Raw genomic sequence first — 23735 nt, forward strand, 5'->3', positions numbered from 1 at the left:
GTTGGTGTTATGGGCCATGGTGATCGGTCCGTTGCTGTGAGGGTGGTCGGTGGGTGTGGCGCGGTCCTGCCCCGTGCCGAAGGACGTGAGAGGGCGGTGCGTGGCGTTCAGTTTCTGAACCTCCGGGCGTTTTGGAACTGAACGGCGTCGTGTTCAGAAACTGAGCAGTGGGGCAGGGGGGTTGGTGTTCGGGACCAGCCGCCGTTCGGAAACGGCGCGGCGGCTGGTTCGCGGGTGAGGACGGTGTGGCATTCGTGTGCTGGTCCGCGCGCTGTGAGGGCTGACCGGTTGGGCGGACCAGGCTGGGCCGGTCCGCCGGTGACCTGCGCAGACTTCCGGTCAGTGGGGTTCGCGCTCGCGGCGCAGGACGTGCATGACGTGGGTGAGGCGGTCCTCGCTGAGGGTGTGGCCGGCGGCTCGGACGTGCTCGCGGACCATGGCCCGGGTGGGACTTTCGTGCAGGGAGAAGACCGGGCGGACCAGGTCCACGAGAGCGTCGAGTTCGGCGCTGGGCGGTCGGCCGATCCGGCGGACCAGTGCCGGTCCGCCGGACGTGGGCTCGGCTCCCATGCCGTGCTGGGGGTCGGGCTCGCGCTGCGGGTCGAGCTGCCGCGGAGGTTCTGCGACGGCCTCCTGCTCCTGCTCGGGTCCGCTTGCGGGGGCTGGCGAGGGCTGCTGGGGGTGGGGGATGGTGGTTGTGCTGTGTCGGGTGATGAGGATGTGGAGGTGGACGGCGCCGGCGAGGGCGAGTGGTGCGATGGTGGACAGGATGCCGACGGTGGTGTCGTCGAGGTGGAGCCCGGGCTGATGGGTCTGCTGGTTGAGGCGGACGGCGTGCAGGGCGTTGGCCCAGATGCTGGCGGTGGTGGCGGTGGCGAACAGCGTCCAGATGTACAGGCGGGCGCGGAAGGGGGCGGTGCGCAGGACGAGGAGGGCGCGGACGCCGTAGGCGATGAACCCGTCGATGACGGCGGGGAAGAGGTACGTCAGGGCGTGTCGGATGTGGATGGCGGTGGCCATCTGCTGGAGGGCGTCGTAGGACAGGGCGCAGCCGGCGCCGCCGAGGACGGTGATGGCGGCGCGGTCCCAGACAGTGGCCCGGTGGGCGGGGTGGGCGGTTTCTGGCATGCGGATGTCTCCGGGAGGGGCGTCGGTTCCGCCGCGGGCAGGCGTCAGCGGAGCCGTGAAGGGGTGGTGGGGTCGACTGAGACGGCGGCGTCGTGGTGTGGGACGCGCGGGTCCGTTACGCGGTCGGGTGCCTTCTGCGGTCGTGGCCGGTGAGGATGACGCGGTCGGTCATTTCGGCCAGGCGGGAGGCGGTGCGGTCGCCGATGGCCTCGCGCAGGTCGGCGACGGGCAGGTTGGTTGTGACCAGCGTCGGCAGCAAATGGTTGTAGCGGTGGTTGACCAGGCGGTAGGTCAGTTCCTCGGTCCACTGCGACTGTTTGGCGGCGCCGAGGTCGTCCAGGAGCAGCAGCGGGCTGCGGGCCAGGCGCTGGAGCTGCTGCTCGTGATCGTTGCCGTGCTGGGGGCGCTGGGCTGCGTACAGGTCGGCGGCGGTGGTGGCTTCCCAGCGCAGCCGTACCCCGGCGGTCAGCAGGGCGCGGATGGCGCCGTATGCCTGGTACGTCTTGCCGGTGCCGGTCGGCCCGGCGATCAGCAGCGACGGTCCGGTAGCGATGCCGGGTGCGCCGCCCGGCCCCCGCCTTCCGCGGCTGGTGATCTCCTCCACCCAGGCGGCGACGCGCGGATGGCCAGCGAGTGCGCCTTGGTAGCGGGGCGGGATCCGCGTGTCGGCGAGCTGGACCGCGGTGACCGGCTCCGGGTCCGGCTCCGGGGCGGTGGTCTGGGCGGCTGGGTTGATGCCGCGTGCGGTGAGGATCGCGGCGAGGCGGTCCACCGCCCCGCCTGCGGTGCGCGGTTCGCGAGTGGCGGTGGTCACAGGTCACCGCCGTAGGCGTCCTCGACGTCGGTGGGGTTGGTCCACGCCCGGTGCACGGGGCGGGCGTTGGCCTGGCGGGGGAGTGCGTTCATGGCCTCGTTGACCAGGCTGGGCAGCACGCTGGGGCTCAGTCCCTTGGTGCGCAGGCGGTCCAGTCCCGTGCGGATGTGTGTGGCCGGGATGCCTTCGGCGAGCAGGTGCTGGACCTCGCGGCCGAGGTGCCCGAGGACCTTCTGCGGCGGCCGGTGTGCGCACGCGGCGACGTACTCGCCGACCAACTGCTTCGCCGAGACGGTGTGGGTGGGCGCGGGGGCGCTTGCGCCCCCCGAAGGGACAGATCCTAGATCCACGATCCTAGGTCCTAGATCCGGACGGTGAGGGCTCACCGAGGGCTCACTGAGTCCTCCGTGAGACCTCACCGAGGGCTCGTCGAACGTGTCCTGGCCTGCGACTTCGTGACTCGGTGAAGTCTCGTGGCGATCGGTGGAGGGTTCGGTGAGTCCTCGGGGATTGCTCAGTGAGCCCTCAGTGAGGGCTCGCTGCGTGCTCCGTGCCGGGGCACTGACCGTGCCTTGGTCGTGGTGGGGGCAGGGGGGTGTGCGGACCCCGCTGGGGCGGTTGATCTTCTGGTGCTGGTGCCAGGTGATGATGTGCAGGTACCGCTTGCCGTCGTGGCCTTCGTAGCGGCAGATGAGGTCGGCCGAAGCGAGTTGGGTGAGGTCGTCTTCGACGCCGAGGGGGCCGTGGTCGGGGCGAAGGGACCACAGCAGGCCGGCGATGACGGCGGGCTGGTCGCGCAGGCGGCCGTGGTCGTCGGCCTGGGTGAGCAGGCCGAAGAAGGTCCGCTCCGCGGACAGGGACACCGACGCCAACGACTCGGAGGCGAAGGCTTCGGGCTTGATGGTGCGGATGCGCGCCACCGCTCACCACCCCGCCTTCGCGGCGGGCTGACGGTCAGGGGGTGCGGGCACGGCTGCTGGGGCCGTACGCTGGTACACGGAAGTTCCTCTCCTGGCGGGCTTCGGGGCGGCAACCCCGGGGCCGTGTGCCGGTTGTGGTCGTTCAGGGATGGGCGGTCGTAGCAGGGGTTCTTGCTTCAGCCCCCGGCGTGTCAGCGCCGGGGGCTTCGTCATGTCCGGGGTTGGTCAGGGGCTCGTCCAGGGGTCGGTGGGCAGGAAGTCGGTGGGCAGGGAGCGGGGACGGTAAGACAATACTACTTCCCTGCGGATCGCAGCAACTACTTGCAATCGGCAGAACGGCGTGTATCCTAGTAGTCTCCCTGCAATCCGCAGGAAAGTACTACGAACGGAAGGAGGCTGGGGTGGTGGCCGCCAACGACCAGAACCAGGAACCCGGCCAGGGTCAGGGCCTGCCCGGCCCGGGCATCACCCAGCTCGCCGGCGAGGAGAACATCGCCGTGCGCATCAAACTCGAACGCGAAGCCCGCGGCTGGAGCACCAACGCCGTCTCCGACCGCCTCAACGCCGCCGGCTACGAGATGAACCCCTCCGCGGTCTGGCGCATCGAGAACCACCAGCGCCGCGTCAACGTCAACGACGCCCTCGGCTTCGCCGAGGTCTTCGGCATCTCCCTGGCCAACCTCGTCGGCCCCCCAAGACTCGCAGCCCACACCCGCGCCATGGAACTCGTCGAAGACATCCGCCGCGCCTACCGCGACGCCCACATGGCCAACCTCGCCGCCGCCCAAGCACGCGACGCCCTCGACGCCTACCTCGAAGAACACCCCGACGTCCGCGAAGAAGCCGACGCCGCCGCCTCCCTGGCCATCGCCGAAGAACTCACCGGCCTCCCCCAGCCCTACCAACAACGCCGCACCCGCCGCCCCACCCCCGACCACAAGGACACCGAATAACCCCACCCCACCACCCCCGCCACACCCGCAACATCGCACCGCCCATCCCTGAACACCACACCGGCAGGCCCACGGAGTTGCCGCTCCCCACGCCCGCCAGGAAAGGATCTCTCTTGCACCACATACCGGCGCCACCCGGCGTCTCCGGCCCCTTCTGCCTCTTCGCCACCGCGTGGGAGGTGGTCCTTCATGCCTGATCGCCTCTTGAAGGTCTCCGAGGCCGCCGAGCGGCTTGGGACCGGGGAGCGCTTCGTCCGCCGCTTGATCTCCGAGCGGCGGATCGCCTTCGTCAAGGTCGGCCGCCACGTCCGGCTCTCCGAGGCGGTGCTGGACGCCTACGTGGCGGCCAATACCGTCCAGCCGGTCACCCGTCGGCGTACCCGTGCCCACTACGGGAGGGCGGCCTGATGGCGAACAACAGGAGCGGCAGGCGCCGCTTCGGGTCGGTCCGGCAGTACCGTTCAGGCCGCTGGACCGCCAGCTACATCGATCCCACAGGTCTGCGGCGGCACTCACCGGAGACGTTCCCGACGAAGACGGACGCCGAGGTCTGGCTCTCGCAGATCGAGGCCGACCTCACGCGCGGCGACTGGACGGACCCGGACGCCGGAGCGGTCAACTTCGGGGAGTACGCCCTGCGCTGGATCGAGGAGCGCAGGCTGGCTCCGACCAGCGAGGAGCTGTACCGGCGGCTGCTCCGCCTCCACCTGGTGCCCACGTTCGGCCACATGGACCTCGACGAGATCGCGCCCGCCCGCGTCAGGGCCTGGCGCGCCGAACGGCTGGAAGCGACAGGCGCTACGACCGTCGCCAAGAGCTACCGGCTGCTGAAGGCGATCCTGGGGACGGCGGCCGATGACGAGCTGATCCGCCGAAACCCCTGCCGTATCAAGGGTGCGGGGAAGGAGGAGGCCGAAGAGCGGCCGGTTGCCACCGTCGAGCAGGTGGACGCGGTGGCCGAGGTCATGGGGCCGCGCTGGCGGCTGATGGTCTACCTCGCCGCCTACGGCAGCCTCCGTCCGGAGGAGCAGGCCGAGCTGCGCCGAAGCGATGTCGTCCTGCCCAAGGAGCCGGACGAGGTGAAGCGGCGCCGCGACGTGTCCCGGGATCCCGTGCTGCTCCGCATCACCCGAGCCTCACCGGAACTCACCACAGGGCGCCGCGCCACCGGCAACCCGAAATCCCGCGCGGGCAAGCGAACCGTCGTCCTCCCCGGATTCCTCACCGTGAACGTACGGCGGCACCTCGACTGGTTCGCCGCAAAAGAACCGGACGGCCTGCTTTTCATCGGAGAGCGTGGAGCGCCATTCCGCCGGTCTACCTTCGGACGTAAATGGCGGAAAGCGCGGGCGAAAGTGGGTCTCCCGGAGAATTTCCGTTTCTACGACCTCCGTCATACCGGAAACACTCTTGTCACCCAGTCGGGCGGAACCTTGAAGGACGCCATGGTCCGCGCCGGCCAGTCGTCGGAGAAGGCTGCTCTGATCTACCAGCACTCGACGCTGGAACGGCAGAAGGAGGTCGCGGCCGGGCTGGACGCCCGCGTGCGTGCCGAGCGCCAGGGCGGGGCGGGCGACGACCCATCTGGTGCGGAAGTGGTGCGCCTGGCCTGACGCTGTCCTGACCGCCCGTTCGGGGCCGACGCGATGCTGCGTCGGCCCCCGAAGGTCGTCCATCGCGACGCAGCGTGCTCGGGCGGGACCGCCTGCCAGTGGGCTCCTTGAAACCTAACTCGGCTAGAGAGTAGGTCCGTTGGTCTCCATCGGCGACGTTCCGCTGGCTCTCTTGTCCAACTGTTCGTGACTGTACGTCACTTGAATGAGTGGCGCACATCACAGAACGTGCGTCTCGCATTTCGAGAAGCCCATCGCATGCATATTCGATGACCGTCTGAAGTCCGCTCCATGGCGCCATTTGACCGCCATATGTGGTGCGCATGTGGTGCGCGGCCCTTAATTCGGTCTAGACAACAACAAAGGCCCAGGCGCTTGACCTGGGCCTTTTCCTTGGAGCGGATGACGGGAATCGAACCCGCGCTCTGAGCTTGGGAAGCTCATGTTCTACCATTAAACTACATCCGCGTGTGAGCGGCTTCGGGAAGACGCTGCGGGGATACTGTACCGCATGGCTGGGGTGGGATGGGGAGGGGTCCGGGGGTGGGGGAGGGGTAGGTTGGGGGTCGGTGTGGTGGAGCCCCGGTGGGCGGGACATCCCCTAATGTGTGGGTTCGTCGGCCACGCGGAGTTGGGGAAGGGGCTACATGGAGCGCACGGTTGTTCGGTGTGCGGAGGGACATGTGTTCAGTACGGCGTCGTTTCCGATGCAGCATCTCGGCGCTGAACGCTTGGGCCCTGGACGGTTGTTGAGGTGCCCGAAGTGCGCGCGGCTGCGGCACGCGGTGCCGGTGGGCGAGCCCGCCGGTGGCCTGCACGGGGCCACGGGAAAGTAGCGGGCACGTAGACGGGAAGCGGGGCGACCGTTCCCGGCGCCCCGCCCCCCGTACGCCCCGACCCCCGTACGCCCCCCGTACGCCCCCGCCCCCCGTACGCCGTGCCCCTGCGGCCCGAGCACCCGTACGGCGTGGCACGCCCACCCACGCGGCACCCTGATCAGGGTCGGTTAGTCTCGGGGGGTGCTTCTCTCAGACAAGGACATCCGGACCGAGATCGACAACGGCCGGGTGCGGGTGGACCCCTTCGACGCGGCGATGGTGCAGCCCTCGAGTATCGACGTGCGGCTGGACCGCTTCTTCCGGGTCTTCGAGAACCACCGCTACCCGCACATCGACCCCGCGGTGGAGCAGCCCGACCTGACCCGGCTGGTGGAGCCGGAGGGCGACGACGCGTTCATCCTGCACCCGGGCGAGTTCGTGCTCGCCTCGACGTACGAGGTCATCACGCTCCCGGACGACATCGCGTCCCGGCTGGAGGGGAAGTCCAGCCTCGGCCGGCTCGGCCTGCTGACGCACTCCACGGCCGGCTTCATCGACCCCGGCTTCTCCGGCCACGTGACGCTGGAGCTGTCCAACATGGCGACCCTGCCGATCAAGCTGTGGCCCGGGATGAAGATCGGACAGCTGTGCCTGTTCCGCCTGTCCTCCCCCGCGGAGTTCCCGTACGGGTCCGCCCGCCACGGCTCGCGCTACCAGGGGCAGCGCGGCCCCACGCCCTCCCGCTCGTTCCTCAACTTCCACCGCACGCAGGTCTGAACGAGCCGCCCGCCCACCGCGGTCGGGTCCTCACGGGTGCATCCGCGCACCCTTGAGCACCTTGTCCACCCCGTTCTTCGGCCCGTACACCGCGAGCCCCACCAGGTCGAGCCCGTCCCGCGGCACCGCCCGCACCGCCGCCCGGTTGTCCCGGTCGTTGCCGGTGGCGAAGAGGTCCGCGGTGAACAGCGACCGCGGCAGCGCGCGGGACAGCGCCCGGGCGTGCGCGGTGGTCAGCATCTGCTTGTCGCCCTCGAAGACCAGCACCGGTTGCCGGAACATCGGCAGGTAGGGCGTCCCGTCGGCGTCCTCGTACGGCTCGCCCATCACCTCCGGCACGTGCGAGCCGAGCCCGCTGACGAGGAAGGCGGTGACATTGAGCCGCTGCCACGTCTCGAGGTCCTCCCGCAGGAGTACGGCGATCTTCGTGTCGAAACGGATCGGCTCGGGCGGCTCGGGTGCGATGTCGTTCTCGGTGCTGTCGTTCTCGGTGCTCATGCACCCCACCCTCGCGCCCCGGCCCGCCCCGGATCTTGTACGTTCCTGACCGATCAGATCAGCGGCAGCTTGAACAGCATCAGCAGCGCCACCAGCTGGATCGACGCCGCCCCGAGCGCCTTGTGCCAGGGCAGGTCGTGCGACTTGGCCACCATCGACGTCAGCAGCGCCCCGCACGCGATCCAGGTCACCCACCCCAGCAGCTGCACGAAGCCGTTGCCGCCGCCGAGGAACATCGCGAACAGCAGCCGGGGCGCGTCCGTGAGCGAGCTGACCAGCATCGCCAGGCCGACCGTCGGCGCCCAGACCCCGTCCCCGCCGAGCTGCCGGGCGAGCGTGTTGGTGACGGCGCCGAGCGTCAGCCCGCACAGCACCACCATGACCGCGGTGGTCAGCACCCACGGCACGCTCGCGGTCAGCGTGGAGTTGAGCACGTCGCTGCGGGCGGCGTCGAAGCCGAAGACGGCGAGCAGCCCGTAGACGAACGTCACGCCCAGGGCCGGGCCCCACACGGAGTGGTCCCGCATCTGCCAGAACGTACGGCCCGGGCGCAGCACGATCCCGCTCAGCAGCTCCTTCCAGTGCAGCCGGGGCCCCGCGGGGGGCGCGCTGGCCTGGCCGGCGCGGTAGGTGGCCACGTTGTCGCCGCCGTAGGCCGCCCCGTCGTCGTAACCGCCCCGCCCGTCGTCGTAGCCGCCGTACGGTGCGCCGCCCCCGTACGGTGCCCGGTTGCCGTACCCCTGGCCCGCGTACGGGTCGTCGCCGTATCCGTCGTTCGCGCCGAGGGTGAAGGAGCGGGTGCTGCCGGGGGAGTCGTCGTACGAGGGGGCCCCAGGCGCACCGCCGTAGCCGGGCGCACCGGCGCCGTACCCCGGCGCACCGCCGTACCCGGGACCGTAACCCTGACCCGAGCCCTGCCCGGCGCCGCCGGCCCCGGACGCCCCGTACCGTGCCGAGGGCGCCCCGCCCTGCCGCCCGCCGCCGCCCCGTCGTCCCTTGAAACCTGCCACGCCTTCGAACGTACCCGCTACCGCGAGTGCCGGGACGATCGTCTGTCCGAGTGCGGGCCATTGCTGCCAACCTGTGACACGCCCCGGTAGCCTGCCGGGCGACGACGGGGACGGGCTGGACCGGGTACGGGGAGGATGACGATGGACAAGGCTGCCGAGGCGGTCCTCGGATCGGACGCGGAGGGAGTGGCCGCGCGGGAAGGGGCCGTCCGGGTGAAGCGCACCGCCGCGCCCGGCGCCCGGCGGGCGGCCCTCTTCGCCGCCGCGGTCGCCGCCCTCGCCCTGCCCCTGGCGGCCTGCTCCAGCGGCCCGGGCCCCGGCTCGCGCCTTCCCGACTCCGGGACCAGCGCCGCGCGTACGTCGGCCGCGCCGACCGGCACCACCGCCGGGGCCACTCCCACCGCGAGCGGCGGCACGCAGGCCACCGGAACCACCACCGGCACCGGGAGCGCGATACCGGCCCGGCTGGAGGCGGACGGCACCACCGTCACCGTCGGCGACCCCGCCGCGGCGCACACCCTCACCGTCTACGAGGACCCGCGCTGCCCGATCTGCGAGCAGTTCGAGCAGGCGAACGCGGCGCAGATCCAGGCGCTGGAGGCGGCCGGCAAGATCCGCGTCCAGTACACCTTCGCGTCGTTCATCGACCAGAACAGCGGGGGCGGCGGTTCCAAGCGGGCGGTGAACGCCCTGCGCGCCGCCCTGGCCGCGTCGGCGGACGGCGGCGGCTTCGTGGCGCTGCACACGCTGGTCTACCAGTACCAGCCGAACGAGCAGACCGACGGCTTCACCGCGGACTTCCTGCTCCAACTCGCGGGCAAGGTGCCGGGGCTGCGCTCGGCGGCCTTCGATGCCGCGGTGCGCGGGCAGAAGTACGCGAGCTTCGTCAGCGCCTCGGAGAACGCGTTCATCAAGAGCGGGGCGGGCGGCACCCCGATGGTGAAGATCGACGGCGACAAGGTGTCCAACGACGACGGGATCTTCGACGCCACCTCGTTCAGGAAGATCCTCTCCCAGCACGGGGTGTCCTGAGCGGTCCTGGCGCCTGACTGCCGCTTCGCCTCCTGGGCGCGGACGCGCGTCCGGCCTCCTAGGTGCTCAGGCACCTAGGAGGCCGGACAGGGTCCAGGACCGGTGGGCGGGGTGCTCGGCTCAGCCCGCCGGCGCCGCCTCCGCCGTCGCCTCGGCCGGCGTCTTCACCGAGTCGAGCAGCAGCTGTGCGACGTCCACCACCTGGAGGGACTCCTTCGCCTTGCCGTCGTTCTTCTTGCCGTTGACGGAGTCGGTGAGCATCACCAGGCAGAACGGGCAGGCGGTGGAGACGATGTCCGGGTTGAGCGACAGCGCCTCGTCGACCCGCTCGTTGTTGATGCGCTTGCCGATCCGCTCCTCCATCCACATGCGCGCGCCGCCGGCGCCGCAGCAGAAGCCGCGCTCCTTGTGGCGGTGCATCTCCTCGCTGCGCAGCCCGGGCACCTTGGCGATGATCTCGCGCGGCGGCGTGTAGACCTTGTTGTGCCGGCCGAGGTAGCAGGGGTCGTGGTAGGTGATCAGGCCCTCGACAGGGGTGACCGGGACCAGCTTCCCGTCGTCCACCAGGTGCTGGAGCAGCTGGGTGTGGTGGATGACCTCGTACTCGCCGCCGAGCTGCGGGTACTCGTTGGCGATGGTGTTGAAGCAGTGCGGGCAGGTCGCGACGATCTTCTTGGCGGCGCGCGGGCGGCGCGAGGACGCGACCACCTTGCCGTCGTCGTCCAGCTCCTCGCCGAACGCCATGTTGAGCATGGCGACGTTCTCCTGGCCGAGCTGCTGGAACAGGAACTCGTTGCCCAGGCGGCGGGCCGAGTCGCCGGTGCAGTTCTCCTCGCCGCCCATGATGGCGAACTTGACGCCCGCGATGTGCAGCAGCTCGGCGAACGCCTTGGTGGTCTTCTTGGCGCGGTCCTCCAGCGAGCCCGCGCAGCCGACCCAGTACAGGTACTCGACCTCGGTCAGATCCTCGACGTCCTCGCCGACGACCGGCACCTCGAAGTCGACCTCCTTGACCCATGCCAGCCGCTGCTTCTTGGGCAGCCCCCACGGGTTGCCCTTCTTCTCCAGGTTCTTCAGCATCGTGCCGGCCTCGCTGGGGAAGGCCGACTCGATCATCACCTGGTAGCGGCGCATGTCCACGATGTGGTCGACGTGCTCGATGTCCACCGGGCACTGCTCGACGCAGGCGCCGCAGGTGGTGCAGGACCACAGCACGTCGGGGTCGATGACCCCGTTCTCCTCCAGGGTGCCGATCAGCGGGCGCTCGGCCTCGGCAAGCGCGGCGGCGGGCACGCCGGCGAGCTGCTCCTGGCTCGCGCGCTCCTCGCCCTCGGCCGACTTGCCGCCGCCGGCCAGCAGGTAGGGCGCCTTGGCGTGGGCGTGGTCGCGCAGGCTCATGATCAGCAGCTTCGGCGACAGCGGCTTGCCGGTGTTCCAGGCCGGGCACTGCGACTGGCAGCGGCCGCACTCGGTGCAGGTGGAGAAGTCGAGGATGCCCTTCCAGGAGAACTGCTCGACCTGGGAGACGCCGAAGACGTCGTCCTCGCCCGGGTCCTCGAAGTCGATCGGCACGCCGCCGCTGGTCATCGGCTGGAGCGCGCCCAGGGCCACCGGGCCGTCGGCGTTGCGCTTGAACCAGATGTTGAAGAAGGCGAGGAAGCGGTGCCAGGCGACACCCATCGAGGTGTTCAGGCCCAGGGTGATCGCCCAGATCATGGTGACGCCGAGCTTGATCATCGCGACCAGGTACACCGTGTTCTGGAGGGTGCCGGTGCTCAGCCCGCGCAGGCCGGCCACCAGGGGGTACGACACCCAGTACGCCGCCTCGTAGTGGTCGACGCCGTGCAGCGCCCCCTCCAGGCCGCGCAGCATCAGGATGGCCAGGCCGATGACGAGCACCACGTACTCGACGAAGTACGCCTGCCAGGCCGTCGATCCGGCGAAGCGCGACTTGCGGCCGGCCCGGGACGGCAGGTTCATCAGCCGCACCGCGATGAGCACCAGGATGCCCAGGGTGGTGAAGAGGGAGATGAACTCGACGTACACCTCGTAGGGCAGCCAGGTGCCGATCACCGGCAGGATCCAGTCGGCCTTGAAGAGCTGGCCGTAGGCGTTGACGATGGTCAGGCCGAGGGTGAGGAAGCCGACCGCCACGAACCAGTGGGCGACGCCGATCGGCCCCCACTTGTTCATCCGGGTGTGGCCGACGAACTCCTTGGCCAGCGTCTTCGTGCGCGCCACCGGGTCGTCGGTGCGGCTGCCCGCGGGTACGGGCTGGCCGAGCCGGACGAACCGGTAGATCTGCGCGACGGCGAGGCCGATCAGGGCGACGCCGACCGCCGTGAGGACCAGCGACACGATGATCGCGGCGAGCTGCATGAGGGCTCCTCGGGCCTGCTGCGAGCAAAAACGTACTAAGCGGTAACTTACTCCGGTCTCGGCTGAGGGTACCCGGGAATTCCGGGGCCATAAAGCCGCCCTGCTGGTGATCTGTGTCGCGGGCCGGGCACCCGGGGGCCGAAGGGTGCCGCCGTTCGGGCGAACCGGGGTGTGCGCAGGGTGTCTCCTGGGTAGTGCGTCGGATGCGCGCCGTTAAGTTGAGCCGCCATGACTCATGTCAATTGACTTCCGGCTCGCGGTCAGGCATGGTTGAGCCAGTTGCACTCAAGTCAGTTGTTGGAGGATTAACCATGGCACGTGCGGTCGGCATCGACCTGGGCACGACTAACTCCGTCGTCAGCGTTCTCGAAGGCGGCGAGCCCACCGTCATCACCAACGCAGAGGGCGCCAGGACCACGCCGTCCGTCGTCGCCTTCGCCAAGAACGGCGAGGTGCTCGTCGGCGAGGTGGCCAAGCGCCAGGCGGTCACCAACGTCGACAGGACCATCCGCTCCGTCAAGCGCCACATGGGCACCGACTGGCGGATCAACCTCGACGGCAAGGACTTCAACCCGCAGCAGATCTCCGCGTTCATCCTGCAGAAGCTGAAGCGGGACGCGGAGTCGTACCTGGGCGAGAAGGTCACCGACGCGGTGATCACCGTCCCCGCGTACTTCAACGACTCCGAGCGCCAGGCCACCAAGGAGGCCGGCGAGATCGCCGGCCTGAACGTGCTGCGCATCGTCAACGAGCCGACCGCGGCCGCGCTGGCGTACGGCCTGGACAAGGACGACCAGACGATCCTCGTCTTCGACCTCGGCGGCGGCACCTTCGACGTGTCCCTGCTGGAGATCGGCGACGGCGTGGTGGAGGTCAAGGCCACCAACGGCGACAACCACCTCGGTGGTGACGACTGGGACCAGCGCGTCGTGGACTACCTGGTCAAGCAGTTCCAGTCCGGCCACGGCGTGGACCTGGGCAAGGACAAGATGGCGCTCCAGCGGCTGCGCGAGGCCGCGGAGAAGGCCAAGATCGAGCTGTCTTCCTCGACGGAGACCTCGATCAACCTGCCCTACATCACGGCCTCCGCCGAGGGCCCGCTGCACCTGGACGAGAAGCTCACCCGGGCGCAGTTCCAGCAGCTCACCTCCGACCTGCTGGAGCGCTGCAAGACCCCGTTCCACAACGTGATCAAGGACGCCGGCATCCAGCTGTCCGAGATCGACCACGTGGTCCTGGTCGGCGGCTCGACCCGGATGCCCGCCGTCGCGGACCTGGTGCGCGAGCTGACCGGCGGCAAGGAGGCCAACAAGGGCGTCAACCCGGACGAGGTCGTCGCCATCGGCGCGTCCCTCCAGGCCGGCGTCCTGAAGGGCGAGGTCAAGGACGTCCTGCTGCTCGACGTCACCCCGCTGTCCCTCGGCATCGAGACCAAGGGCGGCATCATGACCAAGCTGATCGAGCGGAACACCACGATCCCCACCAAGCGCTCGGAGATCTTCACCACCGCCGAGGACAACCAGCCGTCGGTGCAGATCCAGGTCTACCAGGGCGAGCGCGAGATCGCGGCGTACAACAAGAAGCTCGGCATGTTCGAGCTGACCGGTCTGCCGCCGGCCCCGCGCGGGATGCCCCAGATCGAGGTCACCTTCGACATCGACGCCAACGGCATCATGCACGTGGGCGCGAAGGACCTCGGCACCGGCAAGGAGCAGCGGATGACCGTCACGGGCGGCTCCTCGCTGCCCAAGGACGAGGTCGACCGGATGCGCCAGGAGGCCGAGCAGTACGCGGACGAGGACCACAAGCGCCGCGAGGCCGCCGAGACCCGCAACCAGGGTGAGCAGCTCGTCTACCAGACCGAGAAGTTCATCGCGGACAACAAGGACAAGCTCCCGGAGGACGTGAAGTCCGAGGTCGAGACCGCGGTCGCCGACCTGAAGGAGAAGCTGAAGAACGAGTCGTCCGACGACAGCAACACCGCGGCGATCCGCGAGGCCACCGAGAAGGTCGCGGCCACCAGCCAGAAGCTCGGCCAGGCGCTGTACGCCAACGCGCAGGCCGAGGGCGGCGCGGCCCCCGGTGCCGACGCGGGCGCGCCCGGTGACTCGGCCCAGGCCGCGGACGACGACGTCGTGGACGCCGAGATCGTCGACGACGAGGGCAAGAGGGATGGTGCCGCGTGACGGAGGAGCCGAAGGGCTTCGAGGAGCCCGACGTCCCCTCCGACGCCGCCGAGGAGCCGGCCGCCGGCAAGGCGGGCAAGTCCGGCTCGGGCAACGGGACCGCCGGTAAGGCGGGCCCGTCGTCCGGGGGCGGGGACGACGCGACCTCCCAGGAGCTGACGGCCGTCAAGGCGCAGTTGGACCAGGTGCGCACCGCGCTCGGCGAGCGCACCGCCGACCTCCAGCGCCTCCAGGCCGAGTACCAGAACTACCGCCGCCGGGTGGAGCGGGACCGCGTCGCCGTCAAGGAGGTCGCGGTCGCCAACCTGCTGACCGAACTGCTCCCGGTGCTCGACGACATCGGCCGGGCACGGGAGCACGGCGAACTGGTGGGCGGCTTCAAGTCGGTCGCCGAGTCGCTGGAGACGGTCGCCGCGAAGCTGGGCCTCCAGCAGTTCGGCAAGGAGGGTGAGGCCTTCGACCCGCTGGTGCACGAGGCGCTGATGCACAGCTATTCGCCTGACGTCACGCAGACGACATGCGTGCAGATCCTCCAGCCGGGGTACCGGATCGGGGAGCGCAATCTGCGACCCGCCCGGGTCGCGGTGGCCGAACCCCAGCCGGGCACGCACGGCAAGGACGAGCAGTCCGAGCCGGGCGAGGCCGAGTCGGCCGACCGCAAGGCGGACGACGAGGAGACCGGTGGTCCGTCCGAGGGCTGACGACGGGCGCGGGACGTGGACGGAGAGGAGGGACGCCGAGGATGAGCATCAGTAGGGACCTGTTGGAGAAGGACCTGTACAAGGTCCTCGGCGTCCCCAAGGACGCCACCGACGCCGAGATCAAGAAGGCGTACCGGAAGCTGGCCCGGGAGTTCCACCCCGACGCCAACAAGAACGACGCCACGGCCGAGGAGCGCTTCAAGGAGATCTCCGAGGCCAACGACGTCCTGTCCGACACCAAGCGCCGCAAGGAGTACGACGAGGGCCGCGCGCTGTTCGGCAACGGCGGCATGCGGCCCGGCCCCGGCGCGGGCGGCACCGGCGGGTTCAACTTCGACCTGGGCGACCTCTTCGGCGGTGCCCAGGGACCCGGCGGCACCACGACCGGCGGCCAGGGCGGCGGCTTCGGCGGCGGTCTCGGCGACGTGTTCGGCGGCCTGTTCAACCGGGGCGGCGGCGGCACCCGTGTGCAGCCGCGGCGCGGCCAGGACATCGAGTCCGAGGTGACGCTCAGCTTCACCGAGGCCGTCGACGGGGCCACGGTCCCGCTGCGGATGTCCTCGCAGGCGCCCTGCAAGGCGTGCTCCGGCACCGGCGACAAGAACGGCACCCCCCGGGTGTGCCCGACCTGCGTCGGCACCGGGCAGGTCTCCCGCGGCGGTGGTGGCGGCTTCTCGCTGACCGATCCGTGTGTGGACTGCAAGGGCCGCGGCCTGATCGCGGAGAACCCCTGCGAGGTCTGCCACGGCAGCGGCCGGGCGAAGAGCTCGCGCACCATGCAGGTACGCATCCCGGCGGGCGTCACCGACGGGCAGCGGATCAGGCTGCGCGGCAAGGGCGCCCCCGGTGAGCGCGGCGGACCGGCCGGCGACCTGTACGTGGTCGTGCACGTCGGCCGGCACCCGGTCTTCGGCCGCAAGGACGCGAACCTGACGGTCACGGTCCCGGTGAGCTTCACCGAGGCCGCGCTCGGCGGGGAGATCAAGGTGCCCACCCTGGGCGGGCCGCCGGTCACCCTGAAGCTGCCGGCCGGCACGCCGAACGGCCGGACGCTGCGGGCCCGCGGCAAGGGCGCGGTGCGCAAGGACGGGTCGCGCGGCGACCTGCTCGTCACCGTCGAGGTGGCGGTGCCCGCGCAGACCGAGGGCAAGGCGCTGGACGCACTGGAGTCGTACCGAGAGGCGACCGCGGACATCGACCCGCGGGCGGAGCTGTTCAAGGCCGCGAAGGGAGCGTGAACGGATGGGCATCGACGGCGGCGGGGCTCCCGGGCCCCGCATGGGACGTGGCCGCAATCCGTACCAGTTGACGGAGGAGTCACCGGTCTACGTGATCTCGGTGGCGGCCGAGCTGTCCGGGCTGCATCCGCAGACCCTGCGGCAGTACGACCGCCTCGGCCTGGTCTCGCCGGACCGGGCGGCCGGGCGCGGGCGGCGCTACTCCGCCCGCGACATCGAGCAGTTGCGGGAGGTGCAGCGGCTCTCGCAGGACGAGGGCATCAACCTCGCCGGCATCAAGCGGATCATCGAACTGGAGAACCAGGTCGCCGCGCTCCAGGCCCGGGTCGCCGAACTCTCCGCCGCCGTCGACGGCGCAGCCGCCGTCATCCAGCAGCGCGAAGCAGCGGTGCACGCCTCCTACCGGCGCGACCTGGTGCCGTACCAGGACGTGCAGCACACGAGCGCGCTCGTGGTGTGGCGCCCCAAGCGGGACGTCTGACCGAGCTGTTCACGCCGCGCTGTTCACGCCGCGCACACGGTCCCCGCGCCTCCCGAGGGTCGCGGGGATCTCGTGCGTCGGCCCGCCGTGCGGCCGGCGGGCCGCCGGTAAATGCGGCGACAGCGGCGCCGGGCGCTTGTTAGCTTCGGTCGTCATGGACCCACTTGGCGAGGCGCAGATCCGGGACTCCTTCGTGAACTGCTCGAAGGGGGAGGCGAAGCGCGTCCGGCTGCCGCGGGACCTCGCGGAGGTGCCGTGGGACGACCTGGACTTCTTCGGCTGGCGCGACCCGGGCGCGCCCGACCGCGCCTACCTGGTGACCGCGGGCGAGCAGCCGGTCGGCGTCACCCTGCGGGTGGCCCCCGGCGCGCGCCGCAACCTGATGCGCAGCAGCCTGTGCTCGGTCTGCCTGACCGGCCACTCCGGCGGCGGCGTCGACCTGCTGGCCGCGCCGCTGGCCGGCCCGGCCGGCCGGCAGGGCAACACCGTGGGCATCTACATGTGCGCCGACCTGGCCTGCTCCCTCTACGTCCGGGGCAAGAAGACCTCCGTACTGGCCAAGCGGATGGACGAGACCCTCACTCTGGCCGAGCAGATCGACCGCACCCTGCGCAACCTCGACGGCTTCCTCACCAAGATCACCGCTCCCCAGCCGCACTGACCGCCTGGCGTCAGCGTGGCGGGACGGCCAGCGTCACCGGGTGCGCCCGGACCGGCGCGAGGCAGGCGCCGTCGGTGGAGCAGGCTCCGTAGGTGAGCAGGACCCGCGCGGAGGCCGATCCGTCGGCGCTGCCCGCGAGCCGCGTGGCCAGGCGCAGGGTCACCGGCCCGTCGGGGTAGACCGGGAGCGCCAGGTCGAGGCCGGCGGGGCGCACGTCGTGCGGGGCGGCGGGGGACGTCACCGGGCCGGTCGCGGTGAGCGGCGCGCCGACCGTCAGGCGGGTCGGGATGCCGAGACCGTCGACACCGTCGTCGGGCAGCGTGAGGCTGTAGAGGTGGAAGCCCTTCTGCCGCGGGCTGAGGGTGGCGCTCACCGCCACCGTGTCCGCGCCCGACCGTTCGAGCGTGACGGCGACGTCCACCCCGCCCGCTGTGAAGGACGCCCGCGTACGCGCCGGCGCCGCGTGTGGCGAACCGCCGTGGCCGCCATGGCCGCCCTGGCCGCAGCCGACCGTGCAGAGCAGCAGGGCGACGGCGGTGGAGCGGACGGCGTTCCTTCGTACGGCGGCCGGGGCCCTTCTCACGCCCACGTCTTCAGGAAGGCGTCGACCTGGCTCTCCGGCATGCTGCGGGCGTTGGAGAACTGGCCCTGGTTGGTGGCCGTCTCGGTGGTGCCGTGCCGGTCCACCACGGCGAGCGCCGGAATGCCGCTGGAGTCGAGGTCGACGTAGCGCGCGGCGAGCGACAGGTTGTGGTCGAACTGGCCGACGTCGACCCGCACCACGTGGTACTTGGCCAGCAGGGCGGCCGTCGCCGGCTCGGTGAAGGTGCGGCCGAGCACCACGCAGTCCGGGCACCAGTCCGCGCCGAAGTCGATCAGTACGGGTCGGCCGTCCTTGGCCGAGGCCCGCTCGGCAGCGGTCACGTCCGCCGCCGCGTCCCGCGTGGGGTCGTAGCCTTCCGGCGACGCCGTGGCGGGCGTCGTCGCGGCAGGCGCCGTCGTCGGGGTCGTCGCCGTCGGAGTGCTGCTCGTGGCGGCGGGCTTCGTAGTCGGCGCGGACGCGTCGGACGACGCTCCGTCCGAGGCTCCGCAGCCCGCGAGGAGCAGCGTCACGGCTGCGGCGCCCCCCGCCGCCAGCATCCGCGTTCCCGTGCTGACCGCGGTACGTCTCCGCGCGTCATGGCGCGCTCGTCCCCGCATCGCCAACTGCCCCCCAGCTCGACCGAGTCAGCGCACTGTAGCAGGCGCCGTACCCCGCGTGAGCGCGCGTTTCGCGCAGGTGGGGGCGGGCGTGGGGCCGGGTGGTCGGGGAGTGCGGGTCAGGCGTTGCCCATGGCGCGGGTGAGGGCGATCTCGATGACGACGCGGTCGGGGTTGGGGGCGGGGGTGCGGTCGTAGCGCTCGGCGTAGCGGCGGACGGCGTCGGCGACGCGCTCGGGGTCGGTGGAGACGGTCGCGAGGCCCTCCAGGGTGGCCCAGCGGCCGCGGTCGGCCTGGCAGACCGCCACCCGGGCGCCCGCGGGTCCGGCGGCCCGTACGTTGGCGGCCTTGCGGCTGCGGGTGTTGGTGATCACCCGGGCGAGCCCCGCGTCGGGGTCGTAGGTGACGCCGACCGGGACGACGTGCGGGGAGCCGTCGGGGCGCGTGGTGGTCAGCGTGCACAGGTGGTACTCGCGCCAGAACTCCAGGAAGCCGGGTTCGGGGGAGCGGGGATCGCGGCGGGCCATGGGGAAACGGTAGCCCGTCGCCGCCCCGCCCCGCCCCGCCTTGCCCTGCCCGGTCAGGGCACCCGACCGCTCAACCGCCCAGCCGCACCGGCAGTTCGCTGACGCTGTTGCCGACGAAGCCCGGCAGCGGCGGCAGTTCGGCCTCGGGTACGGCGGTCGCCAGCCGCGGCCACGACCCGTACAGCGTGCGCAGCGCGACCGCGGCCTCAAGGCGGGCCAGCGGGGCGCCCAGGCAGTAGTGGGCGCCGTGCCCGAAGGACAGGTGGCGGGTGCCGGGCGCCCGGGTCACGTCGAACCGGTCGGCGTCCGGGCCGTACTCCCGAGGGTCGCGTCCGGCGGCGGCGTATCCGGCGAGCACGGGGGTGCCGCGCGGGATGACGGTGCCGCCCACGTCGAGGTCGGCGGTCGGGTAGCGGAAGGGGAAGTTGGCCACCGGGCTGTCCCAGCGCAGCGTCTCCTCGACCACCGCGTCCCAGGAGGCGCCGCCGGTCAGGACGAGGTCGCGCTGGTCCGGGTGGCGGCACAGGGCGCGCACCGCGTTGGTGATGAGGTTGAGGGTGGTCTCGTGGCCGGCCACGATCATCAGCAGCAGGGTGCCGGCGACCTCCTCGTCGCTCAGCCGCTCGGCGCCGCCCGCCCAACCCTCGTCGCGGGCCGCGACCAGCGCGCCGGCCAGGTCGTCGGCCAGGTCGTCGGCCGGGTGGGCCCGGCGCTCGGCGACGACCTCGGCGAGCACCGCGTGGATGCCGCGCTGCGCGGCCATCGCCTCGGCGGCCGAACTGGAGGTGCTGACCAGCAGCCCGGTCAGCTCGTGCAGGTGGTCACGGTGCTCGGGCGCCACCCCGAGCAGGCGGCTGATCACTCCCATGGGCAGCGGATAGGCGAAGTGCGCGCGCAGGTCCACGACGCCGTCCGGCCCGGCGCGGTCCGGAAGGGCGGACACCAGCTCGCCGGCCAGCTGCTCGATCCAGGGCCGCATGGCGGCCACCCGTCGCGGTGTGAACGCCTTGGCGGCAAGGCCCCGCAGCCGCCGGTGGTCGTCGCCGTCGGCCGTGGTCATGCCGTTGACCAGGGCGAAGGCGTTGAGCTGCCACTGCGCCGGGACCCGGCCCTCCGTCAGGGCGGCGAAGTGGCGGGCGTTCTTCGCCACGGCGGGGTGGGCGAGGAAGTCGCGCAGCTCGCGGTGGCGGGAGACGATCATGCCGGGGACTCCCCCCGGCAGCATCACCGGGCAGGCGGCGGCGCGCTCGCGCAGCTCGTCGGCGTCGGCCCGTACGGAGGCGCCGCCGGCACCCAGGGTGTACGGCTGGGCCGGGTGCGGTGCCGCCGGGTGCGGATGTGCCGGGTCCGGTGTCGCCGGGTGCGCCGAGGTCATGGGTCCTCCCGAAAAACGCGTGCTCTTCTGTGCCCGGAATCACCTTGAGTGGAATAGACTCAACTTGCTTCATGTTGAGGTAGTCAGGTTGAGGTACATGCTAGCGACGTACGTATGAGGAGGACAGAACGCCCGTGGAAGCCGAGCTGACCAACAAGAGCCGGGAAGCGCTCAACAGCGCGAACGCCAAGGCCGTCACCGAGGGGAACCCGGACCTGACGCCCGCGCATCTGCTGCTCGCTCTGCTGAGCGGCGCCGACAACGAGAACGTGCTCGACCTGCTGGCGGCCACCGGCGCCGACCCCGCCGCCGTGCGCGCCGGCACCGAGCGCCTGGTGGCGGGCCTGCCGTCGGTCCAGGGCGCCACCGTCGCACCCCCGCAGGCGAACCGTGACATGCTCGCGGTCATCGCCGATGCGTCCCAGCGCGCCAAGGACCTCGGCGACGCGTACGTGTCGACCGAGCACCTGCTGATCGGGATCGCCGTCAAGGGCGGCCCGGCCGGCGACCTGCTCAACGCCGCGGGCGCCAAGGCCAAGGCGCTGTTGACGGCGTTCGAGGACGCCAGGGGAGGGCAACGGGTGACCAGCCAGGACCCGGAAGGCACCTACAAGGCGCTGGAGAAGTACGGCACCGACTTCACCGCGGCCGCCCGCGAGGGCAAGCTCGACCCGGTGATCGGCCGGGACCAGGAGATCCGCCGGGTGGTCCAGGTGCTCTCGCGCCGGACGAAGAACAACCCGGTGCTCATCGGCGAGCCCGGCGTCGGCAAGACCGCCGTCGTCGAGGGCCTGGCCCAGCGCATCGTCAAGGGCGACGTGCCCGAGAGCCTGCGCAACAAGCGGCTGGTCTCCCTCGACCTGGGCGCGATGGTGGCCGGCGCGAAGTACCGCGGCGAGTTCGAGGAGCGCCTGAAGGCGGTGCTCGCCGAGATCAAGGACAGCGACGGGCAGGTCATCACCTTCATCGACGAGCTGCACACCGTCGTCGGCGCGGGCGCGGGCGGCGACTCCGCCATGGACGCGGGCAACATGCTCAAGCCGATGCTGGCCCGCGGCGAGCTGCGGATGGTCGGCGCCACCACGCTCGACGAGTACCGCGAGCGGATCGAGAAGGACCCGGCGCTGGAGCGGCGCTTCCAGCAGGTGCTGGTCGCCGAGCCCAGCGTCGAGGACACCGTGGCGATCCTGCGCGGCCTCAAGGGCCGCTACGAGGCGCACCACAAGGTGCAGATCGCCGACTCCGCGCTGGTCGCCGCCGCCACCCTCTCCGACCGCTACATCACCTCCCGCTTCCTGCCCGACAAGGCCATCGACCTGGTCGACGAGTCCGCGTCCCGGCTGCGCATGGAGATCGACTCCTCGCCGGTCGAGATCGACGAGCTGCAGCGCTCGGTCGACCGGCTGCGGATGGAGGAGATGGCGCTCAAGAACGAGACCGACCCCGGCTCCGTGCAGCGCCTGGACAAGCTCCGCAAGGACCTCGCCGACCGCGAGGAGGAGCTGCGCGGCCTGACCGCCCGCTGGGAGAAGGAGAAGCAGGGCCTGAACCGGGTCGGAGAGCTGAAGGAGCGCCTCGACGACATCGTCACCCGGATCGAACGCGCCCAGCGCGACGGCGACTTCGAGACCGCCTCGAAGCTGATGTACGGCGAGCGGCCCAAGCTGGAGGAGGAGCTGGAGGCGGCCACCCGCGAGGAGGAAGAGGCCGCCGCCCAGGGCCCTTCGACCAACATGGTCAAGGAGGAGGTCGGCCCGGACGACATCGCCGACGTCGTCGCCGCCTGGACCGGCATCCCTGCCGGCCGCCTGCTGGAGGGCGAGACGCAGAAGCTGCTGCGCATGGAGGACGAGCTCGGCAAGCGGCTGATCGGCCAGACCGAGGCGGTCCGCGCGGTCTCCGACGCGGTGCGCCGCTCCCGGTCCGGCATCGCCGACCCCGACCGCCCGACCGGCTCCTTCCTCTTCCTCGGCCCCACCGGCGTCGGCAAGACCGAACTGGCCAAGGCGCTCGCCGACTTCCTCTTCGACGACGAGCGGGCCATGGTCCGCATCGACATGAGCGAGTACGGCGAGAAGCACTCGGTGGCCCGCCTGGTCGGCGCCCCGCCCGGATACGTCGGCTACGAGGAGGGCGGCCAGCTCACCGAGGCGGTCCGCCGCCGCCCCTACAGCGTGGTGCTGCTCGACGAGGTGGAGAAGGCGCACCCGGAGGTCTTCGACGTCCTGCTCCAGGTGCTCGACGACGGCCGGCTCACCGACGGCCAGGGCCGCACCGTCGACTTCCGCAACGCGATCCTGATCCTCACCTCGAACCTGGGCAGCCAGTTCCTGGTCGACCCGGCCCTGGACGCGGAGCAGAAGAAGGCGAGCGTCCTGGCCACCGTCCGCGCCTCGTTCAAGCCGGAGTTCCTCAACCGGCTGGACGACATCGTGGTGTTCTCCGCGCTCGACCAGGACGAGCTGCGCCGGATCGCCCGGTTGCAGACCGACCGGCTCGGCGCCCGCCTCAAGGACCGCCGGCTCACCCTGGACATCACCGACAGCGCGCTCGACTGGCTCGCCGAGGAGGGCAACGACCCGGCGTACGGCGCCCGCCCGCTGCGCCGGCTGATCCAGACCTCGATCGGCGACCCGCTGGCCAAGGCGATCCTGGCCGGAGAGGTGCTCGACGGGCAGACCGTCCGGGTGGACCGGACGGTCGACGGGCTGATCCTCATGGGGGAGGATGGCGGGGAAACGTCACGAAGGGAACCCTCACGGTGAGCATCGACCCCTCCTCGATCCCGAACTTCGGGAGCCAGCCGGAACCGGACCAGCCGAGCGGAGGACCCGCGGCCCCCAGCGTGGTGATCCCGGACCAGGACCTGGTCACGCAGCTCCTCGACCAGATGGGCCTGAAGCACGCGGTCGACGACGAGGGCGACCTCCTCGCGCCCTGGGAGGAGTTCCGCACCTACTTCATGTTCCGCGGCGAGGCGCAGCAGCACGTCTTCGCGGTGCGCACGTTCTACGAGCGCGCGTACTCCGTGGACGAGAAGGCGCAGCTCCTCGAGGCGCTCGACGAGTGGAACCACCTCACGCTGTGGCCGAAGGTCTACACGAACACCGATGACGAAGGGGTCGTCCGCCTCATCGGCGAGGCCCAGATGCTCATCGGCATGGGCGTCGGCCTCGACCACTTCGTGGCCACCACGGTGAGCTGGGTCCAGGCGTCCATCGAGTTCAACAAGTGGCTCGGCGAGCGGCTGGGCCTCGAAGGGGCCGCGGACGACGACGAGTCCGGGGAGCCGGGCGAGTCCGGCGAGGGCTCCGAGGACTGAGCGGGTCCGCCGCGCCGAGCGCCCGGGACCGGTACGCGAGCCGTACGGGCCCGGGCGCTCGCCTGTGTACGTGCGGGCAGGCGTACGTGCGGGCAGTGGGGT

The 23735-nt window shown here is 71.1% G+C and carries 23 protein-coding genes and 1 tRNA gene; 13 read left to right on the forward strand and 11 right to left on the reverse strand.

Going from position 1 to position 23735, the window contains the following annotated elements; all coding sequences use genetic code 11:
• Window positions 1-339 precede the first annotated feature (339 nt).
• The 3 genes from AC3ERT_RS22490 to AC3ERT_RS22500 all read right to left on the reverse strand — a co-directional run bounded on the left by AC3ERT_RS22490 (window position 340) and on the right by AC3ERT_RS22500 (window position 2862).
• Window positions 340-1128 (reverse strand): DUF2637 domain-containing protein, encoded by a 789-nt coding sequence (locus tag AC3ERT_RS22490; protein ID WP_435176400.1) that lies wholly within the window; start codon window positions 1126-1128, stop codon window positions 340-342.
• A 115-nt stretch (window positions 1129-1243) separates the two neighbouring features.
• On the reverse strand, window positions 1244-1942 hold the full coding sequence (locus tag AC3ERT_RS22495) for an ATP-binding protein (RefSeq protein ID WP_435176402.1): 699 nt from the start codon (window positions 1940-1942) through the stop codon (window positions 1244-1246).
• Window positions 1939-2862 (reverse strand): hypothetical protein, encoded by a 924-nt coding sequence (locus AC3ERT_RS22500; protein WP_435176404.1) that lies wholly within the window; start codon window positions 2860-2862, stop codon window positions 1939-1941. The genes AC3ERT_RS22495 and AC3ERT_RS22500 overlap by 4 nt, the downstream gene beginning before the upstream one ends.
• 449 nt (window positions 2863-3311) lie before the next feature.
• On the opposite strand from AC3ERT_RS22500, the gene AC3ERT_RS22505 reads away from it, so the two are divergent.
• From AC3ERT_RS22505 to AC3ERT_RS22515, 3 genes are all read left to right on the forward strand, one after another.
• Window positions 3312-3815, forward strand: coding sequence for a helix-turn-helix domain-containing protein (locus tag AC3ERT_RS22505; protein WP_435176479.1), 504 nt, complete (start codon window positions 3312-3314; stop codon window positions 3813-3815).
• Between the two features lie 189 nt (window positions 3816-4004).
• Window positions 4005-4223: an excisionase gene (locus tag AC3ERT_RS22510; protein ID WP_435176406.1), complete on the forward strand. Its 219-nt coding sequence runs from the start codon at window positions 4005-4007 to the stop codon at window positions 4221-4223.
• Window positions 4223-5428: a tyrosine-type recombinase/integrase gene (locus AC3ERT_RS22515; protein ID WP_435176408.1), complete on the forward strand. Its 1206-nt coding sequence runs from the start codon at window positions 4223-4225 to the stop codon at window positions 5426-5428. Before AC3ERT_RS22510 ends, AC3ERT_RS22515 begins: the two co-directional genes overlap by 1 nt.
• Before the next feature lie 394 nt (window positions 5429-5822).
• On the opposite strand, the gene AC3ERT_RS22520 is transcribed toward AC3ERT_RS22515, so the two are convergent.
• Window positions 5823-5896 (reverse strand) — tRNA-Gly (locus tag AC3ERT_RS22520).
• 179 nt (window positions 5897-6075) lie between these two features.
• Between AC3ERT_RS22520 and AC3ERT_RS22525 the strand changes: the two genes are divergently transcribed.
• Window positions 6076-6264, forward strand: a complete 189-nt coding sequence (locus AC3ERT_RS22525; RefSeq protein ID WP_335981012.1) for a hypothetical protein — start codon at window positions 6076-6078, stop codon at window positions 6262-6264.
• Window positions 6265-6447: 183 nt separating this feature from the next.
• Window positions 6448-7023 (forward strand): dCTP deaminase, encoded by a 576-nt coding sequence (gene dcd, locus AC3ERT_RS22530; RefSeq protein WP_335981011.1) that lies wholly within the window; start codon window positions 6448-6450, stop codon window positions 7021-7023.
• Between the two features lie 30 nt (window positions 7024-7053).
• On the opposite strand, the gene AC3ERT_RS22535 is transcribed toward dcd, so the two are convergent.
• Complete coding sequence (locus tag AC3ERT_RS22535) at window positions 7054-7521, reverse strand: DUF2000 family protein (protein WP_435176410.1); 468 nt, start codon at window positions 7519-7521, stop codon at window positions 7054-7056.
• Between the two features lie 53 nt (window positions 7522-7574).
• Entirely contained in the window at window positions 7575-8531 is a 957-nt protein-coding gene (locus AC3ERT_RS22540) for a Yip1 family protein (RefSeq protein ID WP_435176412.1), read from the reverse strand.
• 141 nt (window positions 8532-8672) lie between these two features.
• On the opposite strand from AC3ERT_RS22540, the gene AC3ERT_RS22545 reads away from it, so the two are divergent.
• The gene (locus AC3ERT_RS22545) at window positions 8673-9563 is read left to right on the forward strand and encodes a DsbA family protein (protein WP_435176414.1); all 891 of its coding nucleotides are present in this window, start codon (window positions 8673-8675) and stop codon (window positions 9561-9563) included.
• 120 nt (window positions 9564-9683) lie between these two features.
• On the opposite strand, the gene AC3ERT_RS22550 is transcribed toward AC3ERT_RS22545, so the two are convergent.
• Window positions 9684-11942 carry a (Fe-S)-binding protein gene (locus AC3ERT_RS22550; RefSeq protein ID WP_335981005.1) on the reverse strand — a complete coding sequence of 753 codons (2259 nt, stop codon included), beginning with the start codon at window positions 11940-11942 and terminating at the stop codon, window positions 9684-9686.
• Window positions 11943-12253: 311 nt separating this feature from the next.
• Between AC3ERT_RS22550 and dnaK the strand changes: the two genes are divergently transcribed.
• From dnaK to AC3ERT_RS22575, 5 genes are all read left to right on the forward strand, one after another.
• Window positions 12254-14128, forward strand: coding sequence for a molecular chaperone DnaK (gene dnaK, locus AC3ERT_RS22555; RefSeq protein ID WP_335981004.1), 1875 nt, complete (start codon window positions 12254-12256; stop codon window positions 14126-14128).
• Window positions 14125-14829: a nucleotide exchange factor GrpE gene (gene grpE / locus AC3ERT_RS22560; RefSeq protein WP_335981003.1), complete on the forward strand. Its 705-nt coding sequence runs from the start codon at window positions 14125-14127 to the stop codon at window positions 14827-14829. Before dnaK ends, grpE begins: the two co-directional genes overlap by 4 nt.
• Before the next feature lie 41 nt (window positions 14830-14870).
• Entirely contained in the window at window positions 14871-16067 is a 1197-nt protein-coding gene (gene dnaJ / locus AC3ERT_RS22565) for a molecular chaperone DnaJ (RefSeq protein ID WP_335981002.1), read from the forward strand.
• Between the two features lie 4 nt (window positions 16068-16071).
• The gene (locus AC3ERT_RS22570; RefSeq protein WP_335981001.1) at window positions 16072-16548 is read left to right on the forward strand and encodes a heat shock protein transcriptional repressor HspR; all 477 of its coding nucleotides are present in this window, start codon (window positions 16072-16074) and stop codon (window positions 16546-16548) included.
• A gap of 154 nt (window positions 16549-16702) precedes the next feature.
• Window positions 16703-17209 carry an FBP domain-containing protein gene (locus AC3ERT_RS22575; RefSeq protein WP_335981000.1) on the forward strand — a complete coding sequence of 169 codons (507 nt, stop codon included), beginning with the start codon at window positions 16703-16705 and terminating at the stop codon, window positions 17207-17209.
• 10 nt (window positions 17210-17219) lie between these two features.
• Here the strand turns inward: AC3ERT_RS22575 and AC3ERT_RS22580 are convergent, their stop codons facing one another.
• The 4 genes from AC3ERT_RS22580 to AC3ERT_RS22595 form a co-directional block, all read right to left on the reverse strand.
• Entirely contained in the window at window positions 17220-17792 is a 573-nt protein-coding gene (locus tag AC3ERT_RS22580; protein ID WP_435176416.1) for a hypothetical protein, read from the reverse strand.
• A complete protein-coding gene (locus tag AC3ERT_RS22585; protein ID WP_435176418.1) occupies window positions 17789-18349 on the reverse strand; it encodes a thioredoxin family protein in 561 nt (186 codons plus the stop codon). The genes AC3ERT_RS22580 and AC3ERT_RS22585 overlap by 4 nt, the downstream gene beginning before the upstream one ends.
• 179 nt (window positions 18350-18528) lie before the next feature.
• Window positions 18529-18936, reverse strand: a complete 408-nt coding sequence (locus AC3ERT_RS22590; protein WP_335980997.1) for a pyridoxamine 5'-phosphate oxidase family protein — start codon at window positions 18934-18936, stop codon at window positions 18529-18531.
• A gap of 70 nt (window positions 18937-19006) precedes the next feature.
• Window positions 19007-20311, reverse strand: coding sequence for a cytochrome P450 family protein (locus AC3ERT_RS22595; RefSeq protein ID WP_435176420.1), 1305 nt, complete (start codon window positions 20309-20311; stop codon window positions 19007-19009).
• A 134-nt stretch (window positions 20312-20445) separates the two neighbouring features.
• Here AC3ERT_RS22595 and clpB point away from each other — a divergent pair, with 134 nt between their 5' ends.
• Both clpB and AC3ERT_RS22605 read left to right on the forward strand, forming a co-directional pair.
• Entirely contained in the window at window positions 20446-23076 is a 2631-nt protein-coding gene (gene clpB / locus AC3ERT_RS22600) for an ATP-dependent chaperone ClpB (protein ID WP_335980996.1), read from the forward strand.
• On the forward strand, window positions 23073-23633 hold the full coding sequence (locus tag AC3ERT_RS22605; protein WP_435131405.1) for a YbjN domain-containing protein: 561 nt from the start codon (window positions 23073-23075) through the stop codon (window positions 23631-23633). The genes clpB and AC3ERT_RS22605 overlap by 4 nt, the downstream gene beginning before the upstream one ends.
• Window positions 23634-23735 lie beyond the last annotated feature (102 nt).

This window comes from Actinacidiphila sp. bgisy145 (assembly GCF_057708125.1).